This is a genomic window from Acinetobacter sp. V102_4 (assembly GCF_031799005.1).
Taxonomy (GTDB): domain Bacteria; phylum Pseudomonadota; class Gammaproteobacteria; order Pseudomonadales; family Moraxellaceae; genus Acinetobacter; species Acinetobacter calcoaceticus.
Genome location: NZ_JAVQNR010000050.1, coordinates 54,155 through 74,535, shown reverse-complemented (window position 1 = coordinate 74,535; position 20,381 = coordinate 54,155). Strand labels below are relative to the sequence as shown.

The 20,381-nt window shown below is 38.9% G+C and carries 16 protein-coding genes and 2 pseudogenes; 8 read left to right on the top strand and 10 right to left on the bottom strand.

From position 1 onward, the window contains the following. Positions 1-21: 21 nt before the first annotated feature. The 5 genes and pseudogenes from RMB13_RS21870 to RMB13_RS15125 all read right to left on the bottom strand — a co-directional run. Positions 22-221: pseudogene (locus RMB13_RS21870) on the bottom strand (hypothetical protein); the annotation flags it as partial. After that, positions 200-673: a hypothetical protein gene (locus tag RMB13_RS15140; protein ID WP_132070392.1), complete on the bottom strand. Its 474-nt coding sequence runs from the start codon at positions 671-673 to the stop codon at positions 200-202. The pseudogene RMB13_RS21870 and the gene RMB13_RS15140, both read right to left, overlap by 22 nt. 85 nt (positions 674-758) lie before the next feature. Then, positions 759-2,828 carry a glycine--tRNA ligase subunit beta gene (glyS, locus tag RMB13_RS15135; RefSeq protein WP_311085652.1) on the bottom strand — a complete coding sequence of 690 codons (2,070 nt, stop codon included), beginning with the start codon at positions 2,826-2,828 and terminating at the stop codon, positions 759-761. Beyond that, entirely contained in the window at positions 2,828-3,805 is a 978-nt protein-coding gene (gene glyQ / locus RMB13_RS15130; RefSeq protein WP_002044989.1) for a glycine--tRNA ligase subunit alpha, read from the bottom strand. The genes glyS and glyQ overlap by 1 nt, the downstream gene beginning before the upstream one ends. Before the next feature lie 91 nt (positions 3,806-3,896). After that, complete coding sequence (locus RMB13_RS15125; RefSeq protein WP_003653714.1) at positions 3,897-4,379, bottom strand: hypothetical protein; 483 nt, start codon at positions 4,377-4,379, stop codon at positions 3,897-3,899. Positions 4,380-4,516: 137 nt separating this feature from the next. On the opposite strand from RMB13_RS15125, the gene RMB13_RS15120 reads away from it, so the two are divergent. From RMB13_RS15120 to RMB13_RS15100, 5 genes and pseudogenes are all read left to right on the top strand, one after another. Continuing rightward, complete coding sequence (locus RMB13_RS15120; protein WP_311085651.1) at positions 4,517-5,302, top strand: tetratricopeptide repeat protein; 786 nt, start codon at positions 4,517-4,519, stop codon at positions 5,300-5,302. Positions 5,303-5,863: 561 nt separating this feature from the next. Then, positions 5,864-6,280, top strand: a pseudogene (locus RMB13_RS15115) (lysozyme inhibitor LprI family protein). 109 nt (positions 6,281-6,389) lie between these two features. Then, positions 6,390-7,652 carry a putative DNA modification/repair radical SAM protein gene (locus tag RMB13_RS15110; RefSeq protein ID WP_004639582.1) on the top strand — a complete coding sequence of 421 codons (1,263 nt, stop codon included), beginning with the start codon at positions 6,390-6,392 and terminating at the stop codon, positions 7,650-7,652. A 2-nt stretch (positions 7,653-7,654) separates the two neighbouring features. Further along, entirely contained in the window at positions 7,655-8,452 is a 798-nt protein-coding gene (locus tag RMB13_RS15105) for a TIGR03915 family putative DNA repair protein (RefSeq protein ID WP_311085650.1), read from the top strand. Between the two features lie 132 nt (positions 8,453-8,584). After that, positions 8,585-9,685, top strand: coding sequence for an HPP family protein (locus tag RMB13_RS15100; protein ID WP_004639579.1), 1,101 nt, complete (start codon positions 8,585-8,587; stop codon positions 9,683-9,685). A 67-nt stretch (positions 9,686-9,752) separates the two neighbouring features. Here the strand turns inward: RMB13_RS15100 and RMB13_RS15095 are convergent, their stop codons facing one another. Then, the gene (locus tag RMB13_RS15095; protein ID WP_005038434.1) at positions 9,753-10,007 is read right to left on the bottom strand and encodes a PspC domain-containing protein; all 255 of its coding nucleotides are present in this window, start codon (positions 10,005-10,007) and stop codon (positions 9,753-9,755) included. Positions 10,008-10,258: 251 nt separating this feature from the next. Between RMB13_RS15095 and RMB13_RS15090 the strand changes: the two genes are divergently transcribed. Next, entirely contained in the window at positions 10,259-10,900 is a 642-nt protein-coding gene (locus RMB13_RS15090) for a hypothetical protein (protein ID WP_281836153.1), read from the top strand. 74 nt (positions 10,901-10,974) lie between these two features. Here RMB13_RS15090 and RMB13_RS15085 read toward each other — a convergent pair whose 3' ends face one another. Continuing rightward, a complete protein-coding gene (locus tag RMB13_RS15085; RefSeq protein ID WP_003653705.1) occupies positions 10,975-12,798 on the bottom strand; it encodes an acyl-CoA dehydrogenase C-terminal domain-containing protein in 1,824 nt (607 codons plus the stop codon). 255 nt (positions 12,799-13,053) lie between these two features. Between RMB13_RS15085 and RMB13_RS15080 the strand changes: the two genes are divergently transcribed. Continuing rightward, the gene (locus RMB13_RS15080) at positions 13,054-15,408 is read left to right on the top strand and encodes a hypothetical protein (RefSeq protein WP_311085649.1); all 2,355 of its coding nucleotides are present in this window, start codon (positions 13,054-13,056) and stop codon (positions 15,406-15,408) included. 49 nt (positions 15,409-15,457) lie between these two features. On the opposite strand, the gene aroE is transcribed toward RMB13_RS15080, so the two are convergent. The 3 genes from aroE to ribA all read right to left on the bottom strand — a co-directional run bounded on the left by aroE (position 15,458) and on the right by ribA (position 18,107). Then, positions 15,458-16,246: a shikimate dehydrogenase gene (gene aroE, locus RMB13_RS15075; protein WP_311085648.1), complete on the bottom strand. Its 789-nt coding sequence runs from the start codon at positions 16,244-16,246 to the stop codon at positions 15,458-15,460. 180 nt (positions 16,247-16,426) lie between these two features. Beyond that, entirely contained in the window at positions 16,427-17,377 is a 951-nt protein-coding gene (hemF, locus tag RMB13_RS15070) for an oxygen-dependent coproporphyrinogen oxidase (protein ID WP_311085647.1), read from the bottom strand. Positions 17,378-17,495: 118 nt separating this feature from the next. Continuing rightward, a complete protein-coding gene (gene ribA / locus RMB13_RS15065; protein ID WP_017391003.1) occupies positions 17,496-18,107 on the bottom strand; it encodes a GTP cyclohydrolase II in 612 nt (203 codons plus the stop codon). 303 nt (positions 18,108-18,410) lie between these two features. On the opposite strand from ribA, the gene dxs reads away from it, so the two are divergent. Next, complete coding sequence (gene dxs / locus RMB13_RS15060; protein WP_311085646.1) at positions 18,411-20,315, top strand: 1-deoxy-D-xylulose-5-phosphate synthase; 1,905 nt, start codon at positions 18,411-18,413, stop codon at positions 20,313-20,315. Positions 20,316-20,381 lie beyond the last annotated feature (66 nt).

Sequence of the window (20,381 nt, the reverse complement as noted above, 5' to 3'; positions counted from 1 at the left end):
CTTTATTTAATAATGAGGTAATTAACCCTGCAACACGCTCACATCAGCCACAGCAGTAAACAAGTTACGTAACTGAGCCAATAAGCGTAACGGTTTGCCTTCAGGTCAGCATCATCTGCCATAACCATCACGCCATCAAAGAAGGTATTGTTAGGTACACAAAGTATTACAAGCTCAGCATCTTTACTTAAACCATTTCCTAAAGCTCTGGCAAAAAGAAGAACAGCACAATAGCTCCAAAAATTCCGCTTAAGATCAGCCAGTCTTTTTTACGCATATCTGCAAGGCGAATCACCGAAAGATAAACACTGCTGAAAAAAACCAAAACAAAAACCAGCAAAACTAGCGGATTATTGAAGAAGAATTTGCTGATGCCAAATAGCACGAAAATAATGGTACTAGAAATCCAATACAACAGAGCCAAAATAAATTTGTTCACTGATAAATTACGAACAGAACGATCTAAACGAGGCAGAGTTACAGCTAGCATAATCAGCCCTGCAAAACCGCCTAGAATAGAGATAATCATAAAGAACAGGCCGCTCATATCTGGTTTGGTCTGTATATGAGGATATAGCTTCCATAGACCATAACCGAATGCCAGCAAAAGGGTGTGGCAAAGAACAAGGTAAGCATCTATACGGTAAAACTTTTTAATTGAAGTGGGATTCATTATGATGACTGCTGATTTATTCTTAATATTAAAAAACCCCACTAATTTATAGAGGGGTTCTCATTAATTTACAACCAATTAAGGCTTAGCCTTGCAACACACTCACATCAGCGATAGCAGTAAACAAGTTACGTAACTGAGCCAATAAACGTAAACGGTTTGTCTTCAGGTCAGCATCATCTGCCATTACCATGACACCATCAAAGAATGCATCAATCGGCGCGCGAAGTGCTGCAAGCTTAGAAAGAGCAGCCGTGTAGTCTTTTGCCGCAAGTAATGGCTCAACAACTGGAGTAACTGCTTGAAGCTCAGCAAATAATGCTTTTTCAGCATCTTCAACTAAGTTAGCTTCGACTACTGAACCTTCTGGCGCTGCTTCTTTTGCAAGAATGTTAGCAACACGTTTGTTTGCAGCAGCAAGTGCAGCAGCTTCCGGCAGAGCACGGAAATGGTTTACAGCATTTACACGCTTGTCAAAATCAAGTGGAGATTTTGGTGCAAGTGCTTGAACCGCTTGAAGCACATCAACAGCAACGCCTTGGTCTTCATACTTGGCACGGTAACGACCTTCCAAGAATGCAACCGCATCAGCACGAGTTTTGTCGTGGTCTTTAACGATGTCGCCATAACCTTGAAGTGCAAGATTTACCAGTTCTTCAATAGTTACGTCCAATTCATTTTCAATGATTAAACGTAAGATACCAATTGCTGAACGACGAAGAGCAAACGGGTCTTTAGAACCTGTAGGTGCTTGTCCAATACCGAAAATACCAACTAGCGTATCTAAACGGTCAGCAAGGGCAATCGTTGTACCAGTTTTGGTTTTTGGTAAAACATCTCCAGCGAATTTTGGTAAATATTGTTCGCCTAAAGCTTCTGAAACTTCAGTGTTTTCGCCTTCAATACGCGCGTAGTAAGTACCCGCAATACCTTGAAGTTCTGGGAACTCACCTACCAGTTCTGAAGTTAAGTCGCATTTAGCAAGTAATGCAGCTTTTTCAGCATCCGATGGGTTTGCACCTGTAATTGAAGATAATGCAACAGCAAGTTTTGCAATACGTGTTGATTTATCCCAAAGCGTACCGAGTTGTGCTTGGAATACCATGTTTGCTAGTTTTTCTTTACGAGATGCAAGCGGTTGCTTTTGATCTTGTAAGAAGAAGAATTCAGCATCAGACAAACGAGGGCGGACAACTTTTTCGTTACCTTCAATAATTTGAATCGGGTCTTTAGACTCAATATTTGAAACAGTAATGAAGTAAGGCTGTAATTTACCTTCGCTATTGATCAAGCAGAAATACTTCTGGTTGTCTTGCATTGTCGTAATGAGTGCTTCTTGAGGAACAGCAAGAAAGCGCTCTTCAAAGTTTGCACGTAAAGCTACAGGCCATTCAACGAGGCTTGTTACTTCATCAAGTAAGTCAGTTGGAACAATCGCAGTCGCGTTAACTTCATCAGCTAACTTTTTCACTTGTTCTTGAATGGTTGCTTGACGTTTTTCAAAGTTCGCAACAACGTAAGCTTTTTCTAAAGCAGCTAAATAGTCATTTGCATGCGCTAAAGTCACAGCTTCAGGTGCATGGAAACGGTGACCATAAGTCACATTGCCAGCTTTGTGATCTTGAATAGTCGCGTCAACAATTTGGTCATCTTTAAGTAAGAGAACCCATTTCACTGGACGTACAAATTCGGTACGGCTTGCAGCAGAACGCATACGCTTAGCAATTGGTAAATTGTCTAACGCAGTTTGTAAAATCTGTGGAAGTAAAGCATCAAGGCTTTGACCTTTTACATCTTTTAAATAACAAACTTTTTCAACTTTACCTGCTTGGAACGTAGAAAGCTGGTCAACTGTAATCCCTTGACCACGCATAAAGCCTTCAAGTGCTTTAGTCGGTTTGCCTTCTGCATCATAAGCCGCTTGAACAGCAGGGCCGTCAAAACGTTTTTGTGTATCAGCTTGAGCAGCATCGATATCAACAATTTTAAGCGCTAAACGACGTGGAGCTGCATAAGCCTCAATTGATGCGAAGTTTAAGCCTGCATCTTTTAAGCCTTTTACCGTTTCTGCCTGTAATGCATCACGTAAAGTTTTCAAGCTTTTCGGTGGAAGCTCTTCACAGCCAAGTTCGAATAAAACAGTATGTTTGCTCATTAGTTTTTCTCCGCCTTTGCTGCTTCACTTTCAGCTTGTGCTTTTAGCTGTGCCAATACTTCATCACGTAAGTGTGGTTCTGCCATTGGGAAGCCAAGCTCTGCACGTGCTTGTACATAACTTTGTGCAATCGCACGAGCTAAAGTACGTACACGTAAAATGTAGCGCTGACGCTCAGTTACAGAAATTGCGCCACGTGCATCAAGCAAGTTAAAGGTGTGAGACGCTTTAACCACTTGCTCATAAGCAGGAAGAGAAAGTTTTGCTTCAATTAAACGATTTGCTTCTGACTCATAAAAGTCAAAGAGTTCAAATAGTTTTTCAACTGGAGCGTATTCAAAGTTATAAGTCGATTGCTCAACTTCATTTTGATGGAATACGTCGCCGTAAGTCACAGTACCGAATTGGCCTTTGGTCCAAACAAGGTCATAAACCGAGTCAACACCTTGAAGGTACATCGCAAGACGTTCTAAGCCGTAAGTGATTTCGCCTGTTACTGGGTAACATTCAACGCCACCCACTTGCTGGAAGTAAGTGAACTGAGTCACTTCCATGCCGTTAAGCCAAACTTCCCAGCCTAAGCCCCAAGCACCAAGTGTTGGAGATTCCCAGTTGTCTTCTACGAAACGAATGTCGTGAGTAAGCGTATCAATCCCGATTGCTTTTAAAGAATCAAGATAAAGCTGTTGGATGTTGTCTGGGTTTGGCTTAAGTACTACTTGGAACTGGTAGTAGTGTTGCAAACGGTTCGGGTTTTCACCATAGCGGCCATCTTTTGGACGACGTGAAGGTTGAACGTACGCAGCATTCCAAGTCTCAGGCCCTAAAGCACGTAAGAATGTTGCGGTGTGGAATGTTCCAGCGCCCATTTCCATGTCGTAAGGTTGTAATACGACGCAGCCTTGTTCGGCCCAATAGTTTTGTAGGGCAAGAATTAAGCCCTGAAATGTATCAATGTGCGAGATGGCGCGACTCATGTAGCATCCACGAATTTATGAGAAAAATTGCCCCTAAGTATAAGGATTTTGTGGGGGAGTGGCAAAGACTAGTTTCTATACCTATAAAAAATTATTGGCTGTCATTTAGCTGGGATTTTCCTACATGTTTTGCTTTTAATCGAGGTTGAAATGAGGCAAAAAACCAAAAAATGAGGCTAAGAATAAAACTTACAGTGAATGTAGAGGTTGAGATCAAAGTACGTCCAACAGTTGGGAATACATAATCAAATATTGGTAAATTATGAGAAATATTTTCATAGATCGCTAAAAAGAAATAAATCAAGCTAAATGATACATGTGCACCTAACCACATTAATGGAAAGATAAAGCGGTTTTTAGTAATGAGTACTTGGCATATCTTAAGTAGTAATGGGAATAAGATAATATAATAAGTACCAACAAAGATTCCAATAATATAGAGGAGATCAAGTGCAAACTTGCCAGTAAGGACAGACAATAAAATTAAGAGGCTGATCGGAATAAGAGGGGTAATAATAAGAGCAATTTTAGGTTGGTATTCGATATTTGGCGTTGTCGGATTCATCTTAATCATAGTAGGTTATGTTTTTTAAATTCTAAAATGATCTGTTGATAATGTCCATGAACCATTAAAATAAGATTATTATCTTTTGTATTTAATACATCTTTTGATAGGATAATTTTTCATGGTTTGAATTAGATTATTTTAGAATGAATTTGAAAAAATATTATTTTGGAATTTTAATATTATTTTTAGGCTTTGTTGGCTTTTACTATTTAAAGAATAATTGGATTTATTATTCAGCTAAATATAACTACAATTTCAACAAGTTAAATGCAGATGAGCTGAATAATTATGCTGCATTATTATATTATAAAAATAGAAATGAGTGGATTCGAAGTAAAGAGGGTGATGAGGCCACTGAAGCAAAAAAAGCCTTAGAAATTGAAAAGCTCTTTCAACAAGCGGCTGAACAAGGGAGTGCTTTAGCTAAATTGAATTTGACTACGCTTTATTATCGGAAAGAAGACTTAAGTGCTTTTGTACCTAAGATGTTCAAACTCTCTGAAGAGGCTGCGCAAGCAGGCAATGCTGATGCTCAGTTCAGGGTAGGTACGTTTTATCATCTAGGTTATGGTGTAGATACAGACTATAAAAAAGCAATGTATTGGTATACAAAAGCTGCTGAGCAGGGTAATCCAGCAGGGATGAATAATATAGGGGTTCTTTATCAACAGGGTTTAGGCGTAGCAGAAAATGGTAAAGTTTCAACAGATTGGTATATTAAAGCCGCCAATCTTGGTTATGCGAATGGTCAAGAAAATATGTTTCAAAATTATTATTCTGGGTTAAATGGTCTACCTAAGGATAAAGAGGAAGCAATGAAATGGCGTGATATGTGCTCTTACCGTACAGAGGAGATACCAATACAACCGGTTTATAATATTGATCTTAAAGTTGATGAAACCTATCCGAACACCTGTAAAAATCAGTAAAGCTTTAAGCTGCCTCCATATAGAATGGTTGGGACTATTTCATAAATAAGAGAAATGAATAGTTTTCTATTGCTGAAGAAATTTCAACTTATAAGGATTTTATATTCAATTAGCAGAGCGTTCATTCAATGTTGATGTTCTGCTCTTTGGTCTTATTATCTTTATAGTTATACCAAGTCAATAATGCCCAAAAATTAAAAGCTGTAATTAGTGTAGAGATTCCAATCCAACTAAAAATAAGTTCGGAAAAAAAGGTCTTAAAGGATAAGTTAGCAAGCCTATTAAAGATGAGGAGTATACCTAGTGCTGTTAAATATATTGTTATGAAATTTAGAAGCTTGAATTTATTTAGTAATATAGACGTTGCTATAAGGAATGGTAAAAAGAACAGATATATAATGAATAAATAAGTAAGCATAGAGCTCGTTGAAGTCAAAATAATAAGCACTGGTATAGGAGCGAAGAATAGTCCCTTTATTATGTCTAAATACCGATAGGCAACTGTTACAGAATTTTTGTTATATTGAAGCATATTAAAAATTATAGAATCGAGAATTAGTTATGCTGAAATTTTGCTGCAAACTCATTGTTTTATCCAGTCTTTTTTGTAGTCCATGGCTATACGCACAAACCGACACTGATGAGCAAGATGAATATAACCAATGTGTTGATCAGACGATTAAAGAAATGAAGCTTGAAAGCATTAACAACATGGTCGTGCATAGCTGTTCTGAACAAGCTAAAAAGACTTATGAAGAAAAAATTGTTGCTTTGATTGATCAAATTCGTACACAAAGCGAAGAATATCAACAGCCAGAGCGTTACCAAGATATTTTAAAATCTTAGCGACTTTGGAAAGCTTATGTAGATCAGGAATGTAATAATGCAGGTTCATACATTGGCTCACCGATGTATTCATATTGCCCAATGCAAGAGTATGCAGCGTGTGTAAAGCAACTAGAAGAATACGTTAATTAAGACGGATTATTTTAAACGTCACCTCATGACGCATAGCGTACTTCACTGGATTAAATTTAAGAATGCAAAATGATATTTTTTAAACGATGCCATAAATGAGTCGTTTGATATGTCTGATCGCATTCGAGAAAAACTACAAATTCTTGCTGATGCTGCTAAATATGATGTGTCTTGTTCATCAAGTGGCAGTGACCGTAAAAACAAAGATAAAGGTCTAGGTGATGCCAGTCATTCAGGAATTTGCCATAGCTATACCGAAGATGGCCGCTGTGTATCTCTCTTAAAAATTCTATTTAGCAATGTTTGTATTTTTGACTGTGCTTATTGTGTTTCACGTCGTTCCAATGACGTCCAGCGTGCAGCATTTACGGTGCAAGAGGTGGTGGACTTAACCATTAATTTTTACCGCCGTAATTATATTGAAGGCTTATTTTTAAGCTCGGGCATTTTTAAATCGGCCGACCATACAATGGAGCGTATGCTTCAAGTCGTGAAGAAGTTGCGCCTTGAAGAAAATTTTAATGGCTATATTCACCTAAAAACCATTCCGGGAGCATCGCCTGAACTTATTCATGAAGCAGGTTTATATGCTGACCGGATGAGTATTAATTTAGAGATGCCGACTGAAATTGGGCTAAAGACTTTTGCACCAGAAAAATCTCATCAGGAAGTGCAAAAAGATTTAGGGTTAGTACGTGACAGGCTCATCCAGCTTAAGGATGAGCGACAAATTATTAAGCATGTACCGAAATATGTGCCAGCAGGGCAGACCACGCAAATGGTAGTGGGTGCTCATCAAGAGTCAGACCAAGATGTCTTGTTTATGGCAGATAAGCACTATAAAGAATTCAAGCTCAAACGGGTCTATTTCTCTGGCTATATTCCAATTAATACCGAAAATAATTACTTGCCAGCAGTGGGTTCTGCACCTCCATTATTGCGGGAAAACCGACTCTATCAGAGTGATTGGCTGATGCGTTTTTACGGCTTTCAGGTCAATGAAATCGTCAATGAAAAATTCCCAAACTTAGATCTGGATGTCGACCCAAAATTAAGTTGGGCTTTAAGGCATCCTGAGCAGTTTCCAGTAGATCTAAACCGTGCAGATTATCAAATGATTTTACGTGTACCCGGCATTGGGGTGAAATCGGCTAAGAAAATTGTTCAGGCTCGTCGCTTTGGCAAAATCCACATCGATTTACTTAAAAAGTTAGGTGTCGCTTATCAGCGAGCAAAATTCTTTATCCACTGTGAAGACAGTCCAAAATTCCAAAAAGAATTATCTTCAAGTTTTATTCGACAGCAAATTTTAACGCAGGGTTCATCGAAATATGTGCAGCAGCTTTCGCCCCAATTAAGCCTTGGGTTTTAGCCATGTTTAATGATGAAGTGGCTTACTATTTTGATGGTTCAATGGTCGGGTTACTGAGCTGCGTTTTTCGTGCATTTCAATTTAAAGAATTACAGGTCAGACTCTGTTTGAATGATGCGGCTCAACATGGTTTATTTGCCGATAAAATTGAGGTTTCAAATAACGAGCAACATGCTGAACGTGTGTGGTTCGCGCTGCAAAAAAAGCTTTCTTCGTCTTCTTTAAGGCAATTTTATTTTGCTTATTTATCTGAGTCTTTAGATGCCTATCAGCATTTATTTAATTACTGTATTTACGTTTTTACTAGTCACTCCTCGATAGAAAAAGATTATTCGCACCCAAGTGTTTTAGCAATTTCGCAGTGGACGAAAAAGGTAGGGCGAGAAAAGCATCGGATGGAAGCTTTTATCCGTTTTAAGAAAACCAAAGATGAGCTGTTTTTAAGCTTGGTACGTCCCGATTTTAATGTTTTACCGCTCATTCAGCCGCATTTTAAACGGCGTTATCAAGATCAGCGTTGGCTCATTTATGATGAGAAACGTAAGTTTGGACTTTATTATGATTTACGGGAAATACATGAGGTTTCGCTTGAAGCTTCTGAGGTTGACCGTAATTTAAATAACGGAATGAGTCAAAGCTTTCAGCTTGAGCTTGATGAGCAGGAAGTTTTATATGACCAGCTTTGGAAAGATTATTTTAAGAGCGTGAATATTACTGAACGCCAAAATATAAAACTCCATGTGCAATATTTACCTAAACGCTACTGGCGTTATTTAAATGAAAAATTGATTGAATATTAAAGTTTTAAAATAACAAAAGATGGTTCAACAGAGTTTCTTATCTTTGAAAGATATAATTTAAATGCACTTTATATGGCTTTGGGCGTATACTTTTGCCCGTTATAAATAACGGCATATCCCCAAAGGTGTTCTGTGAGTGTTATACAGCGAGAATGGTTACAGATTTTAAAACCAAATTTTAAAGTTTTACCCTTAAAAGAACGGTTGCTTTGCGGTGTTGGAGCACTGTGTGGTTTAGCAATTTCTTCCTTAATTAGCTGGTATGTTTTAGGTGGAATTAATGCCTGGTACATTGCGCCAATGGGAGCTTCATCTGTTCTGTTATTTGCTGTGCCAACCAGTCCATTGGCTCAACCATGGAATGTGATTGTTGGTAATACGCTAGCCGGAATTATTGGGGTTGCCTGTGCACAGTGGATTCCTGATTTAACCACTGCTTTTAGTGTGGCTGTGGGTTTTGCCATATTTTTAATGATGACCACCGACTCTTTGCATCCACCAAGTGGTGCAGTCGCGATTACGGCTGTGTTAGGTGGTGCTGCAATTCATAAATTAGGCTTTTATTTCGTTTTTTATCCGGTTCTGCTCAACTCGTTACTTTTACTCGGTTTCGCTGTCTTTTTTAATAGATTAATTGGAAGACATTATCCAGTTACCGCACGTCTCAATGAGCGTAGCAAGGACCCAACACCGACTCAAAAAGTATCGATTCAACCGAAAGATATTGAATACGCTTTAGAGCACCACACTGAACTGTTAGATATTAGCCAGTACGATTTAGAAAAAATTATTTTAGATGCGCAAGAACATGCCAACGAACGCATAGTCAATCAATATACCTGTCAGGATATTATGAGCCGTGATGTGATTAAGCTGCATGAAGATGATGATATTCATCAGGCGCTGGATAAGTTCAAGCATATTAATCTCATGAGCTTACCAGTGGTAAATGCTGACAATCATCTAGTAGGAACTTTAGCTTTATATGAAGTTGTGGAATGGTTTAAAGGTGCAGCGGACCCAAGAAACTCTTGGCAGCATTATGTGAAACAGATTATGAGTCATAGAGTGGTGACAGTATTGCCAACACAGCCTATTCAAGATCTTGTGCCTTATTTTGTCGAAAAATCTTTTAATTATATTCCGGTGGTCGAAGAACGGAAGTTGATCGGAATGATCAGCCGCGCAGATATGATTGCTGCTTTACAACAACAGTTAAACCGTAAAATATAATCTAAAAAAACAGAGCAAAAAAAAGCTACGGTTGATTAGGGGATGCAACCGTAGCGACCAAAATTAATTAACGTGTTTGCTCTTCATGTATAGTTCGGACGGATTGTCGATAGCCTTCAATATGTTCTGGCTGTTTTTTCGGAATGACTAACCACAAAACCAGATAAACTAAGATTCCGGGAAAGGCCGCACTCATAATTGAAATCACAACAAAAATAATGCGTAGTAAAGTTACGTTCCAACCAAAACGTTCAGCAATACCACCCATTACACCGGCGATCATGCTATGTCGGTTCGAGCGATATAAACCAGAACTGGCCATCTAATTCTCCTTAAAAATAAAAAGTTACAAGGAATTGCTTATTCTCTTGCTTAATAAAAATATGGAGACGAAATAACGGTTTTAAAGTCTTCTAAAAAGTAAAATGGTTAAAATATGTAAAGGATTGGAATGAAGGAAACTAACATCAACTAAAATGCACCCTTTCAGGGCTTAAAGGTTTATGGCAGCAATGGGCTCGTGCCTGAAATGAATATAAACATGGTTGTTGCTGTTATCTGTGAATAATGTATATGTTTTTGAAGCGGTCTAGGTTTTTAGTTAAGCATTTGGTTGTAGGGACTATGATGTGCCTGACACTTAGTGCTTGCGACATAAACCATACCAACTCCAAAGATCACTCTAGTCCAAGTTCTACCGATGAAGAAAATTTAATAAAAAATAGTACATCTACAAAAACATTAGATTATGTGGCGGGACGTACTTTTCTACCTGAAGAAAATTTAGATCAAACCAAAAAATTAAGCGGAATTTCACTGCAATATGTAGGGCGATATCACACCCGAATTTCATGTAAGGATGCTTTTGCCGATTGTGAATCTGGAGAGGCAGAGTACATTTTAAATTTATTACCCAATGGATCGGCGTATTGGAATGTTATTCATTTTGGCCGAGTGGGAAGTAAAGATGGGGCTAAAAGTACTGCTGTAAATCAGTTATGTCCTGATTTAAATTGGAAAGTAGATGAAAGAGAGGATGAGTTAACCATTCACTGTCCTTTATCTAAAGTTAATTTTTATTTTAAGACTGATTCAAGAAAAAGATTGATTATGAATCTGGAAAAATTGTTTTATAGCGACTACGGTAAAAACCGTGAGTTTTTGGAGCAAAACTATTTTGTTCCAAAGCAAGCTTATGTTCTGACTAAAGAATAAATATTAGATTTTTACTTGAATAAAAAAGAGCGCAAGATGAATTGCGCTCTTTTCATTTCACTATTTAAAAATCATTAGTAGTCGAAGCTAAAGTGTTCAACTGGTAATGATGTTAATGTGCGAGAGGTTGTCACCATTGATTCTGCATGACCTTGGGTACGAGGTAACATGCGGTCAAAGTAGAAGTCTGCAACTTTGATTTTTGCTTTATAGAATTCAGGCGTTTCTGCACCATCACCTGCTTCAAGCTTTTCAGAAGCAATGACTGCTTGTTGCGCCCAGAAGTAAGCCATCATCACGTAACCTGAGAACATCAAGAAATCTACAGAAGCAGAAGATACGATGTCACGGTCTTTACGTGCAGCAAGCATAATACGAACTGTTAAAGTGTTCCATTGAGCACAAAGCTTAGTTAAATCCCAAGCAAAACGACGTAAGTATTTATTACGTGCGTGTGCAGCACAGAATTTTAAGATTTCAGCAGTGTAGTCACGAACCACTTTACCTTTTGAGCTAAGCAATACTTTACGACCAATCAAATCAAGTGCTTGAATGCCTGTTGTACCTTCGTATAGTGTTGAGATACGAGCATCACGAGCGATTTGTTCCATGCCCCATTCTTTGATGTAGCCATGACCGCCGTAAACTTGCATACCATTGTTTGCAGCTTCTAAACCAAGTTCAGTCAAGAAACCTTTCAAAATTGGTGTGTAGAAACCAAGTTTATCATCGTAGTCTTCGTAAGCAGCTTGGTCGCCACGTGTTAATGCATCTGTCATTTTGTCTGCAAGTTTTGCAGCATGATAGATCATTGAACGGCCACCTTCAGCAATTGCTTTTTGAGTCAACAACAGGCGACGTACGTCAGCATGATGAATGATGGCATCTGCAACTCTTTCAGGTTCTTTTTTACCAGAAAGTGCACGCATAGACATACGATCTTTCGCATAAGGTAATGCACCTTGGAACGATAACTCAGCGTGCGCAATACCTTGAACAGCAGTACCAATACGTGCTGTATTCATGAAGGTAAACATTGCATGTAAACCTTTGTTGACTTCACCGATTAAATAACCAGTGGCATTATCAAAGTTTAGTACAGCAGTTGCAGAAGCACGGATCCCCATTTTGTGTTCGATTGAACCACAGGTCACTGCATTACGTTCACCGATACCACTATCAGCAGTAGGTATGAATTTAGGTACGATAAATAATGAAATACCACGAGTACCAGCAGGCGCATCTGGAAGACGTGCAAGTACGATGTGAATAATATTTTCAGTTAAATCATGTTCACCGGCAGAAATGAAGATTTTTGTACCAGAGATTTTATAAGTGCCATCTGCTTGAGGTTCAGCTTTAGTTTTAACTTGCCCTAAGTCGGTACCACATTGAGGTTCGGTTAAGCACATTGTGCCGCTCCAAGTTCCTTCAACAAGTTTAGGCATATACGTTTGTTTTTGCTCATCGGTACCGAATTGCAAGATGGTATTCATACAACCCGAACTTAAGCCAGGGTACATCGTAAATGACCAGTTTGCAGTACCCATCATTTCTGATTTGATGAGGTTTAAAGACATTGGTAGGCCTTGACCACCAAATTCTTCTGGATAAGAAAGACCTTGCCAACCACCCATAACGAACTGGTCATAAGCTTCTTTAAAGCCTTTAGGTGTAGTTACTTCGCCGTTGTCAAAATGGCAACCTTCTTCATCACCAGACTGGTTAAGTGGCGATAATACGTTTTCACAATAATCTGCCGCACCTTCAAGAATCATATCAACGGTATCTGGATCTGCATTTTCACCATTTGATAAAGTTTTGTAGTGAGCAGGGTAATCTAATACTTCATTCATTAAGAAGCGAATATCGTGTAGCGGGGCTTTATATGCTGGCATGGCTTTAATCCTAATTTTGAATCATTGTGGGATTATCTGAATCGATGATTTGATTATTCACTCGCATGATAAAAATACAATGATAATCACATCCGAAAGAAATGTCAGAAAAGCGAATTTTGTCGAAAATAAATACACCTGAAAATACATTTTCTGCTACATTCAGGACTTATACTTTTATGTGAAAAAACAACTATTTTTTTATTTTTAGCAAGTTTTGCTAAAAAGATAAAGCGATAAGGTTTTAAAAAAGTTATGCATTTAAAATATCTCAGTTTATGTTTATTCAGTTTGGGTTTGACCGCATGTGCGCAGCATAGCCTACGTCCATCAGTGGCATCTGCTCATTTAGATCAAAAAGTCATTCAGGGTATGAATGCAATGTATGAATACCCAAGCTATGACTACCGCGGGCATTTTAAAGTTAATGTTGATTCAAATCAGCCCAACAAAATAAGCACTGTAGAGAAAAGTGCTCAACTTGATGCTGAAGTGCAAAAAAAAGTAGATCAATATTTACGTGAACAAAAAATTAATTTGAATAAAAAACAGAAGCAGGCGCTTTATGCCGCAATTGCAAATGAGCAATCTATTTCAGGTGTATCTGGCGAATCACGTTCAGAAAAAGTAAATGCCGTATTAATCAATTTATTAAATGATCTCCAGTTTAGTTACGATGGTTCAGTTCATTATCGTCAAAAAATGGGATCTTTAAACCTCACTGCAAGATATGAAAAACCGACTTTGCTCGTGCAGGCAAAATTGCCAATGGTGCTTAATCTAAAGGATTATAAGTTTTACGTTAATTATTTCGGATTAATGCCTTATTTGGTGAATAAAGATAATCAAAACAACTTAGCCTATGTTGATTTTTCGAAATATAAAGATCTATTTACGAACGTTGATATGAAGAAGTTCGTTGAATATGCGAAGGCTTCTGGCGCCGTGTCTTATCGTTTGGCTGATCCGCAAAATTTACAACGTTTACCAATTACAGACGCTGACCGTAAGGCAGGAATTGTAGAAAAAATTCGTTTAAAAGATACGGTTGAGGAGTTACTGCTACAAGTCGATCTATATGGTCAAGTCAATGAAAAATACCTGCAAAAAAGTGTTTTAGGATTTGATGATCAAAAGATTGCTGAATCTATAGCAACCGAGCTTGCCGCTTCTGAAGCTAAGAAAAAGTCAGGTGGTGCCGAAGGGCAGAAGGTTTCTTCTGAAGATGCCGCAGCAGTCAGCCAACAACTTTACTCACTTATTAATGCTCATTTTGGCGGTACATTGGCTTCTGAGGAAGGTGATGAAGAACAATCAAGTGCAGCTCAAGATGCAGCGGCAGCAGCAGAGGAAGCTTCTGCTTCAGGCCATGATGAGGATGCTGCTGATGTTGCGGTAGCGGATGCAGAACAAACTACCCAAGATGAAGACGGCCCAACCCTTACAGAAGAACAATGTGTTGAATTACAGACCCTTAAAAAACCAGTAGTTTTAGGGGATATTAATTACTGTCAAATATATGGTGTTGATGTTCTTGATCAAAGCGTAGAGAGTACCCAAAAAACTCAGATCAAGTCTCGTCAAGCTGCTTTAAAACAAACTTTTGCCGCTTATGATCAGAACCAGTTTGTGAATGATGAAGCATTTAAAGCTTTATGGTTAAAGCATAAAGCAGAGATTGAACAAGCTTTACCAAAACAAAGAAATCCAATTACGATTGATGTTGGACTCGATGAAAAAGGCCGTGCAGTCAACGTAGATTACGATATTGCATATACACCAGCTGAATTTAACCATCGCTTTAATATTAAAGCAGACATGCAAATTCTAAATTATGGTAAAGCAACCTCAATTAATCAGCAGCAACTTAAACAAGCTAAATCAGTTGCAGAGGCAAGCAAAGGTTCTTTATTTGAAAACTTCGTAAAAGGTTTTAGTGAAAAACTTGGGCAGAGTGATGTTTCTGAACATCCAGTTGGCTCACATAGCGATATACAAGATTTAGATTCGAATCTGGCGCTGTTGGCTAACCAAACTTATGATGCAACACGTGCCTATGACAAAACGTATAAGGCTGTGTTTATTGCAAAATTGACTGCCGAAAAACCGTCATATATTAATTATTATTCAGTTCAGCAGCTGCAAGAAATTGCCGAAGTTTATGCTTACTGGTTCTCTGAAGAAGAAACCTATAATCCTCAAGGTAAGGCTTTAGAGCGTATCGAGGCATTGCAGAAAAAGCATCATCTTGAACAAGAAGATCAGTTTGATAATGATTTAGGCCGTGCTGTAGACCATATTGTGATTACAACAATGCAAGGTAAGGCAGGGCGTGAAGCATGGCAAAAATTACAGAAACAATATAAGCAGCCTGAGCAGCTTTTCTCGAAACAATATCAATTACAATTTGAACAACAAAATGGTGCTTCTGCTGAAGAAAAACCATTGTTATCACAAACTGCTGATATTTTAGGTAAGGCTTATGTCGCTGCACGTAAACAGCAACTTACGGAAAAAACAATTCAGAATTTAAAACCTGAACATAATGAATTTATTGATTATGAGATTTTCCGAGATGTTTATCAGCAAATGGTTACAACCAAAAAATAATAAATGAAGTAAAAAAAGAACCTACATCATGTAGGTTCTTTTTTTATATTTATAGAAAATCTTTTAATTCAGGTCTTACGCCGTTCCAGATAGAAAAGGATTCAATAGCCTGACCGACTAACATCCCAAAACCTTCAGAAGAGGGCACATTGCGTTGTTTAGCTTGATCAAGGAAGCTAGATGGTTTCCCATATGCCATTTCATAGGCATATTTAAACTCTAAAGTTTCTGGGAGTTGTAATGCATCACCCGAGAGGCTTGCAGAAGTCGCATTAATTACAATATCAAATTTCCCTTCTAGCTCATTTAGAGAAATTGCTTGTAATTGAGCTTGTGGGACGGCTACTTTTAGGTCATCTATAAGTTGTTCGGCACGAGCTAGAGTACGGTTTGCAATCACAATCTTTTTTGCGCCAGCTTGTACTAGTGGATAAATAACACCACGAGTTGCACCGCCAGCTCCTAAAATTAAAATAGTCGTATTTTCTAGGTTCCAGTCTAAAGCTTGAATCGCGGCAACCAAGCCTTGGCCATCAGTATTATCGCCGTGCAATTTGCCATTTTCCATCCATAACGTATTAACTGCTTTTGCAATCTGAGCACGCTCGGTTAGCACATCGCACAAAGCGAAAGCCTGTTCTTTAAACGGCACAGTAACGTTCATGCCACTTCCGCCATTTGCAAAGAAACTACGCATACTCGGCTCAAAACCATCAAGAGGGGCAAGACGTTTTTGATAGTCGAGGTCAACACCTGTTTTTTGAGCGAAAGCATGATGCAATTCAGGAGAGCGTGATTGTTCGATTGGGTTGCCAATTACTGCAAACTGTTTGGTCATTCTTATATCCAAAATTTTAAAATGGCATGAAGCAGTTAAAAACGTGTGCTGAATATTCAGCAGGCCTCACTATAAGCCAAATTGGAATAAGAAAAAATATTTGAATAGAAACAAAGAAATTGAAAATAAAAAAGGAGATTCTTTAGGGTGGAAGCCAAAGAATCTCCAAAAAGCAAAAAATTAAGCGACTTTTTCTTTTAGATTTAACCAGTCATGTGGTTTTAGGTAATAATCGGTTAAACGTTTCTCTTGAGAGTCTTCATCCCATTCTGGACGATACGACCAACCTGCAAGGTTAGGGAGGCTGACTAAAATAGATTCGATACGTCCGCCTGTTTGTAAACCAAACAATGTCCCGCGGTCATAGACTAAGTTGTATTCGACATATCTGCCGCGGCGGTAGAGCTGAAATTCACGTTGAGCTTCGGTGTAAGGCTGTTCACGGTGTTTTTCAAAAATTGGCAGAATGGCATTTAAATAGCCATTACCTACAGCTTGAATATATTTAAAGCAAGTTTCGAAATCCCAGCCATTTAGATCATCAAAAAATAAGCCACCGACACCACGTTGCTCATCGCGATGTTTTAAATAGAAGTAATCGTCACACCATTTTTTATGTTCAGCATAGACATTGTCACCAAAAGGCTGACACAGGTCGTAAGCGGCTTGATGCCAATCGACAACATCTTGCTCATCTGGATAGAACGGTGTTAAGTCAAAACCACCGCCAAACCACCAAATTGGATCTTGTCCTTCAGGCTCTGCAACGAATAAACGTACATTGGCATGAGAAGTTGGGATATTGGGGTTTTTAGGATGAATAACTAATGACACACCAAGTGCTTGAGCTTTAGCACCAGCAATTTGAGGGTGTCTTTCTGTAGCTGAAGCGGGGAGTTTACTAATGTTGATGTGAGAAAACATCACACCACCTTTTTCAATCACTGTACCATTTTGCAAAACTCGTGAACGCCCACCACCACCTTCAGGACGCTCCCAATCATCAATAATAAATTCACTCGTACCGCCGCCAGCTTTTTCTTGTTGTTCTAAACCCGCACATATACGGGCTTGTAAATCGAGGAGAAATTCGCGGACACGTTGAATATCTGTTGAAGTCGGATGTTGCATAGTGACCCTCAAAGATGATTGAGATAGGAGATAGATACATCAAAGCACAAAACCATAAAAAAAGTAAGGGATTTTTAAGAAATGTCTCAGAAATCCCTTGCGATTGCTTTTTAAATATTTATTTTTTTAAAAAATCATCTTTTTGATAAAGGTGATCCATACGTTCACGTTTGGTTTTTAAATATTGTTCATTAAAAGGGTTGCGTCCAACCGTTAATGGAACGCGGTCAACCACATTAATTCCTTGATCTTTGAGTGCTTGAATTTTCAAAGGATTGTTGGTAATTAATTTTACTTCTTTCACTGCTAAGTGATCGAGCATAATGCTACACATATCATAACGACGTGCATCGGCAGGTAAATTTAAAAGTAAATTTGCATCTACGGTGTCATGACCCTGATCTTGTAAGGCATAGGCGCGAATTTTATTGGTCAGTCCAATGCCACGGCCTTCTTGACGTAAATATAAAATAACGCCTTGTCCTGCCTCGTTGATGAGCTTTTGAGTTGCTTGTAATTGAGGGCCACAATCGCACTTTAATGACGCAAATGCATCACCTGTTAAGCATTCTGAATGCACACGAACCAAAACAGGACCTGTGGGTGGGTTTTCTAACCCTTTAGAAAGTGCCACATGTTCTTCACCTGATACCGGATCTTGAAAAACAGAAATATTGAATTCACCAAAAGCGGTCGGGAGTTTTGATGTTGCAATGAACTCTATAGGCACAGATTAACTCATCTTTTAACCGAAAACGGTTTAAAGTATAGCGTAATGCTGGGAGATTGGTCGAATTGTCATAATCATTTTGCACACTAAGGTTTTCTTTTTTGTATAAAGATGACGATAATAGTTGATAAATAGTCAGATTATTCAGGATAATCTGCCAACCATACCCATGATGTATGAGAGACTGCTTTGCATGACCTCGTTCGCAAATGTGGCTGATTGAAGGTGACTTCATTCGATTGTATGATCGACCCATTTTGACCCAGCTTAGGATTTGCCAGGCTTATAAAGGCTTTGCCACATATGTTGTATACCGAAATTCCAACTCAACGCCCTGTTACGCCATTGTTAGATGCAATTGATCATCCTCAACAATTACGTCAGCTCGAGCATAGCCAATTGGTTCAAGTGGCTGATGAGTTGCGTCAATATATTTTATATGCAGCAGGCCAGAGTGGTGGCCATTTCGGTGCTAATCTCGGCGTGGTTGAGCTGACGGTTGCGCTGCATTATTGCTTTAATACACCAAATGACCGATTAGTTTGGGATGTAGGACATCAGGCCTATCCGCACAAAGTCCTGACAGGTCGTCGTGAACAAATGACGACGATTCGTTCTAAAAATGGTTTAGCGGCATTTCCAGCTAGAGAAGAATCAGTTTTTGATACATTCGGCGTAGGGCATTCATCAACAGCAATTTCAGCTGGTTTAGGAATGTCGTTAGCACGCCGTTATCAAAACGACCCATGTGAAGTGGTTTGTATTGTAGGTGATGGTGCAATGACAGCGGGTATGGCATTTGAAGCCATGAATGATGCTGTTGCACATAATGCCGATTTAATTGTTGTGCTCAATGACAATGACATGTCAATTTCTTGTAGTACAGGTGGCTTTGCTAAACATTTGGCTGCAATTTGGGAAAAAGGTCATTTAGTTAACGTTAATGAAGACGGCGAAGCGTATATACAGCCACATCCAAAATGGACTTATAACTCTCGTTTGCATCAATCAGCAACAGATGCGGCCGATAATTTATTTAAAGCAATTGGTTTTGATTACTTTGGTCCATTTGATGGCCATGACGTAAATCAACTGGCCCAAGTATTTAATGCTCTGAAGAAGCGTAAAGGTCCACGTTTAGTACACGTCTATACTAAAAAAGGTAAAGGCTTTACTCCTGCAGAAGCGGATCCGATTACCTATCATGCAATTGGCAAAATTAATGCAACCTCAGCAGGTAAAACACCACCTAAATATTCTGATGTATTTGGTCAGTGGTTATGTGATGAGGCGGCGCAAGATGAACGTCTACTCGCGATTACACCTGCGATGTGTGAAGGCTCAGGCATGGTTCAGTTTGCTAAAGAATTTCCACAGAGATTCTTTGATGTTGCGATTGCTGAACAGCATGCTGTAACACTTGCAGCAGGAATGGCTTGTGAAGGCTTAAAGCCTGTTGTTGCAATCTATTCGACGTTCTTGCAGCGTGGTTACGATCAGTTTATTCATGATGTTGCATTACAAAACCTTGATGTGACATTCGGGATTGACCGTGCTGGTTTGGTTGGTGAAGATGGTCCAACTCATGCAGGTGCCTATGACTATGCATACATGCGTACAGTTCCAAACATAGTTATCATGGCGCCAAAAGATGAAAATGAATGTCGTCAGATGCTTCATACAGCCTATGTCTATAATGGACCAGCTGCGGTACGTTACCCACGTGGTGCTGGTGTAGGAGTTGAAATTCAGCAAGAGTTGACTGCTATTGAATTAGGAAAAGCTGAAATCGTTGCTGAAATAAAGACTAGCTGTGAAGAGCAGATTACAATTTTGGCATTTGGCAGCAGAGTGATGGTTGCTATAGAGGCTGCTGAACAATTTGCACAAAAACATGATGTGGGCGTGCGTGTTGTAAATATGAGGTTTGTGAAGCCGCTTGATGAAAAAATGATTCGTGATTTAGCTGAAAATACTCATTTATTTGTCACAGTTGAAGAGCATGCCGTTATGGGTGGTGCCGGTAGTGCTGTCAATGAGTTTATGGCGCAAGAACAAATTGTGAAACCTATCATTAATTTAGGATTGCCAGATTTGTTCCTACAACAGGCTTCACACGGACAAATGTTACAAGACTGCGGGTTGGATGCTAAAGGTATTTTGAGCTCAATTGAGCGAGTTTGGCTTAAGCTCAATCAGGTGGTTTAGGCCTCCAATAAAATTTTTGAAACATTTTCCCCCTAAAAGCGCATATATTTGCTAAAATATCTGCGC

What these genes read in the sequence shown, in the direction of transcription:
- RMB13_RS15080 (WP_311085649.1), top strand. Translation starts at nt 13,054, where the DNA reads ATGCATTTAAAATATCTCAGTTTATGTTTATTCAGTTTGGGTTTGACC.
- glyQ (WP_002044989.1), bottom strand. Translation starts at nt 3,805, where the DNA reads ATGAGTCGCGCCATCTCGCACATTGATACATTTCAGGGCTTAATTCTT.
- RMB13_RS15110 (WP_004639582.1), top strand. Translation starts at nt 6,390, where the DNA reads ATGTCTGATCGCATTCGAGAAAAACTACAAATTCTTGCTGATGCTGCT.
- aroE (WP_311085648.1), bottom strand. Translation starts at nt 16,246, where the DNA reads ATGACCAAACAGTTTGCAGTAATTGGCAACCCAATCGAACAATCACGC.
- RMB13_RS15120 (WP_311085651.1), top strand. Translation starts at nt 4,517, where the DNA reads ATGAATTTGAAAAAATATTATTTTGGAATTTTAATATTATTTTTAGGC.
- RMB13_RS15095 (WP_005038434.1), bottom strand. Translation starts at nt 10,007, where the DNA reads ATGGCCAGTTCTGGTTTATATCGCTCGAACCGACATAGCATGATCGCC.
- hemF (WP_311085647.1), bottom strand. Translation starts at nt 17,377, where the DNA reads ATGCAACATCCGACTTCAACAGATATTCAACGTGTCCGCGAATTTCTC.
- RMB13_RS15125 (WP_003653714.1), bottom strand. Translation starts at nt 4,379, where the DNA reads ATGATTAAGATGAATCCGACAACGCCAAATATCGAATACCAACCTAAA.
- RMB13_RS15140 (WP_132070392.1), bottom strand. Translation starts at nt 673, where the DNA reads ATGAATCCCACTTCAATTAAAAAGTTTTACCGTATAGATGCTTACCTT.
- RMB13_RS15085 (WP_003653705.1), bottom strand. Translation starts at nt 12,798, where the DNA reads ATGCCAGCATATAAAGCCCCGCTACACGATATTCGCTTCTTAATGAAT.
- RMB13_RS15105 (WP_311085650.1), top strand. Translation starts at nt 7,655, where the DNA reads ATGTTTAATGATGAAGTGGCTTACTATTTTGATGGTTCAATGGTCGGG.
- glyS (WP_311085652.1), bottom strand. Translation starts at nt 2,828, where the DNA reads ATGAGCAAACATACTGTTTTATTCGAACTTGGCTGTGAAGAGCTTCCA.
- RMB13_RS15090 (WP_281836153.1), top strand. Translation starts at nt 10,259, where the DNA reads ATGTTTTTGAAGCGGTCTAGGTTTTTAGTTAAGCATTTGGTTGTAGGG.
- dxs (WP_311085646.1), top strand. Translation starts at nt 18,411, where the DNA reads ATGTTGTATACCGAAATTCCAACTCAACGCCCTGTTACGCCATTGTTA.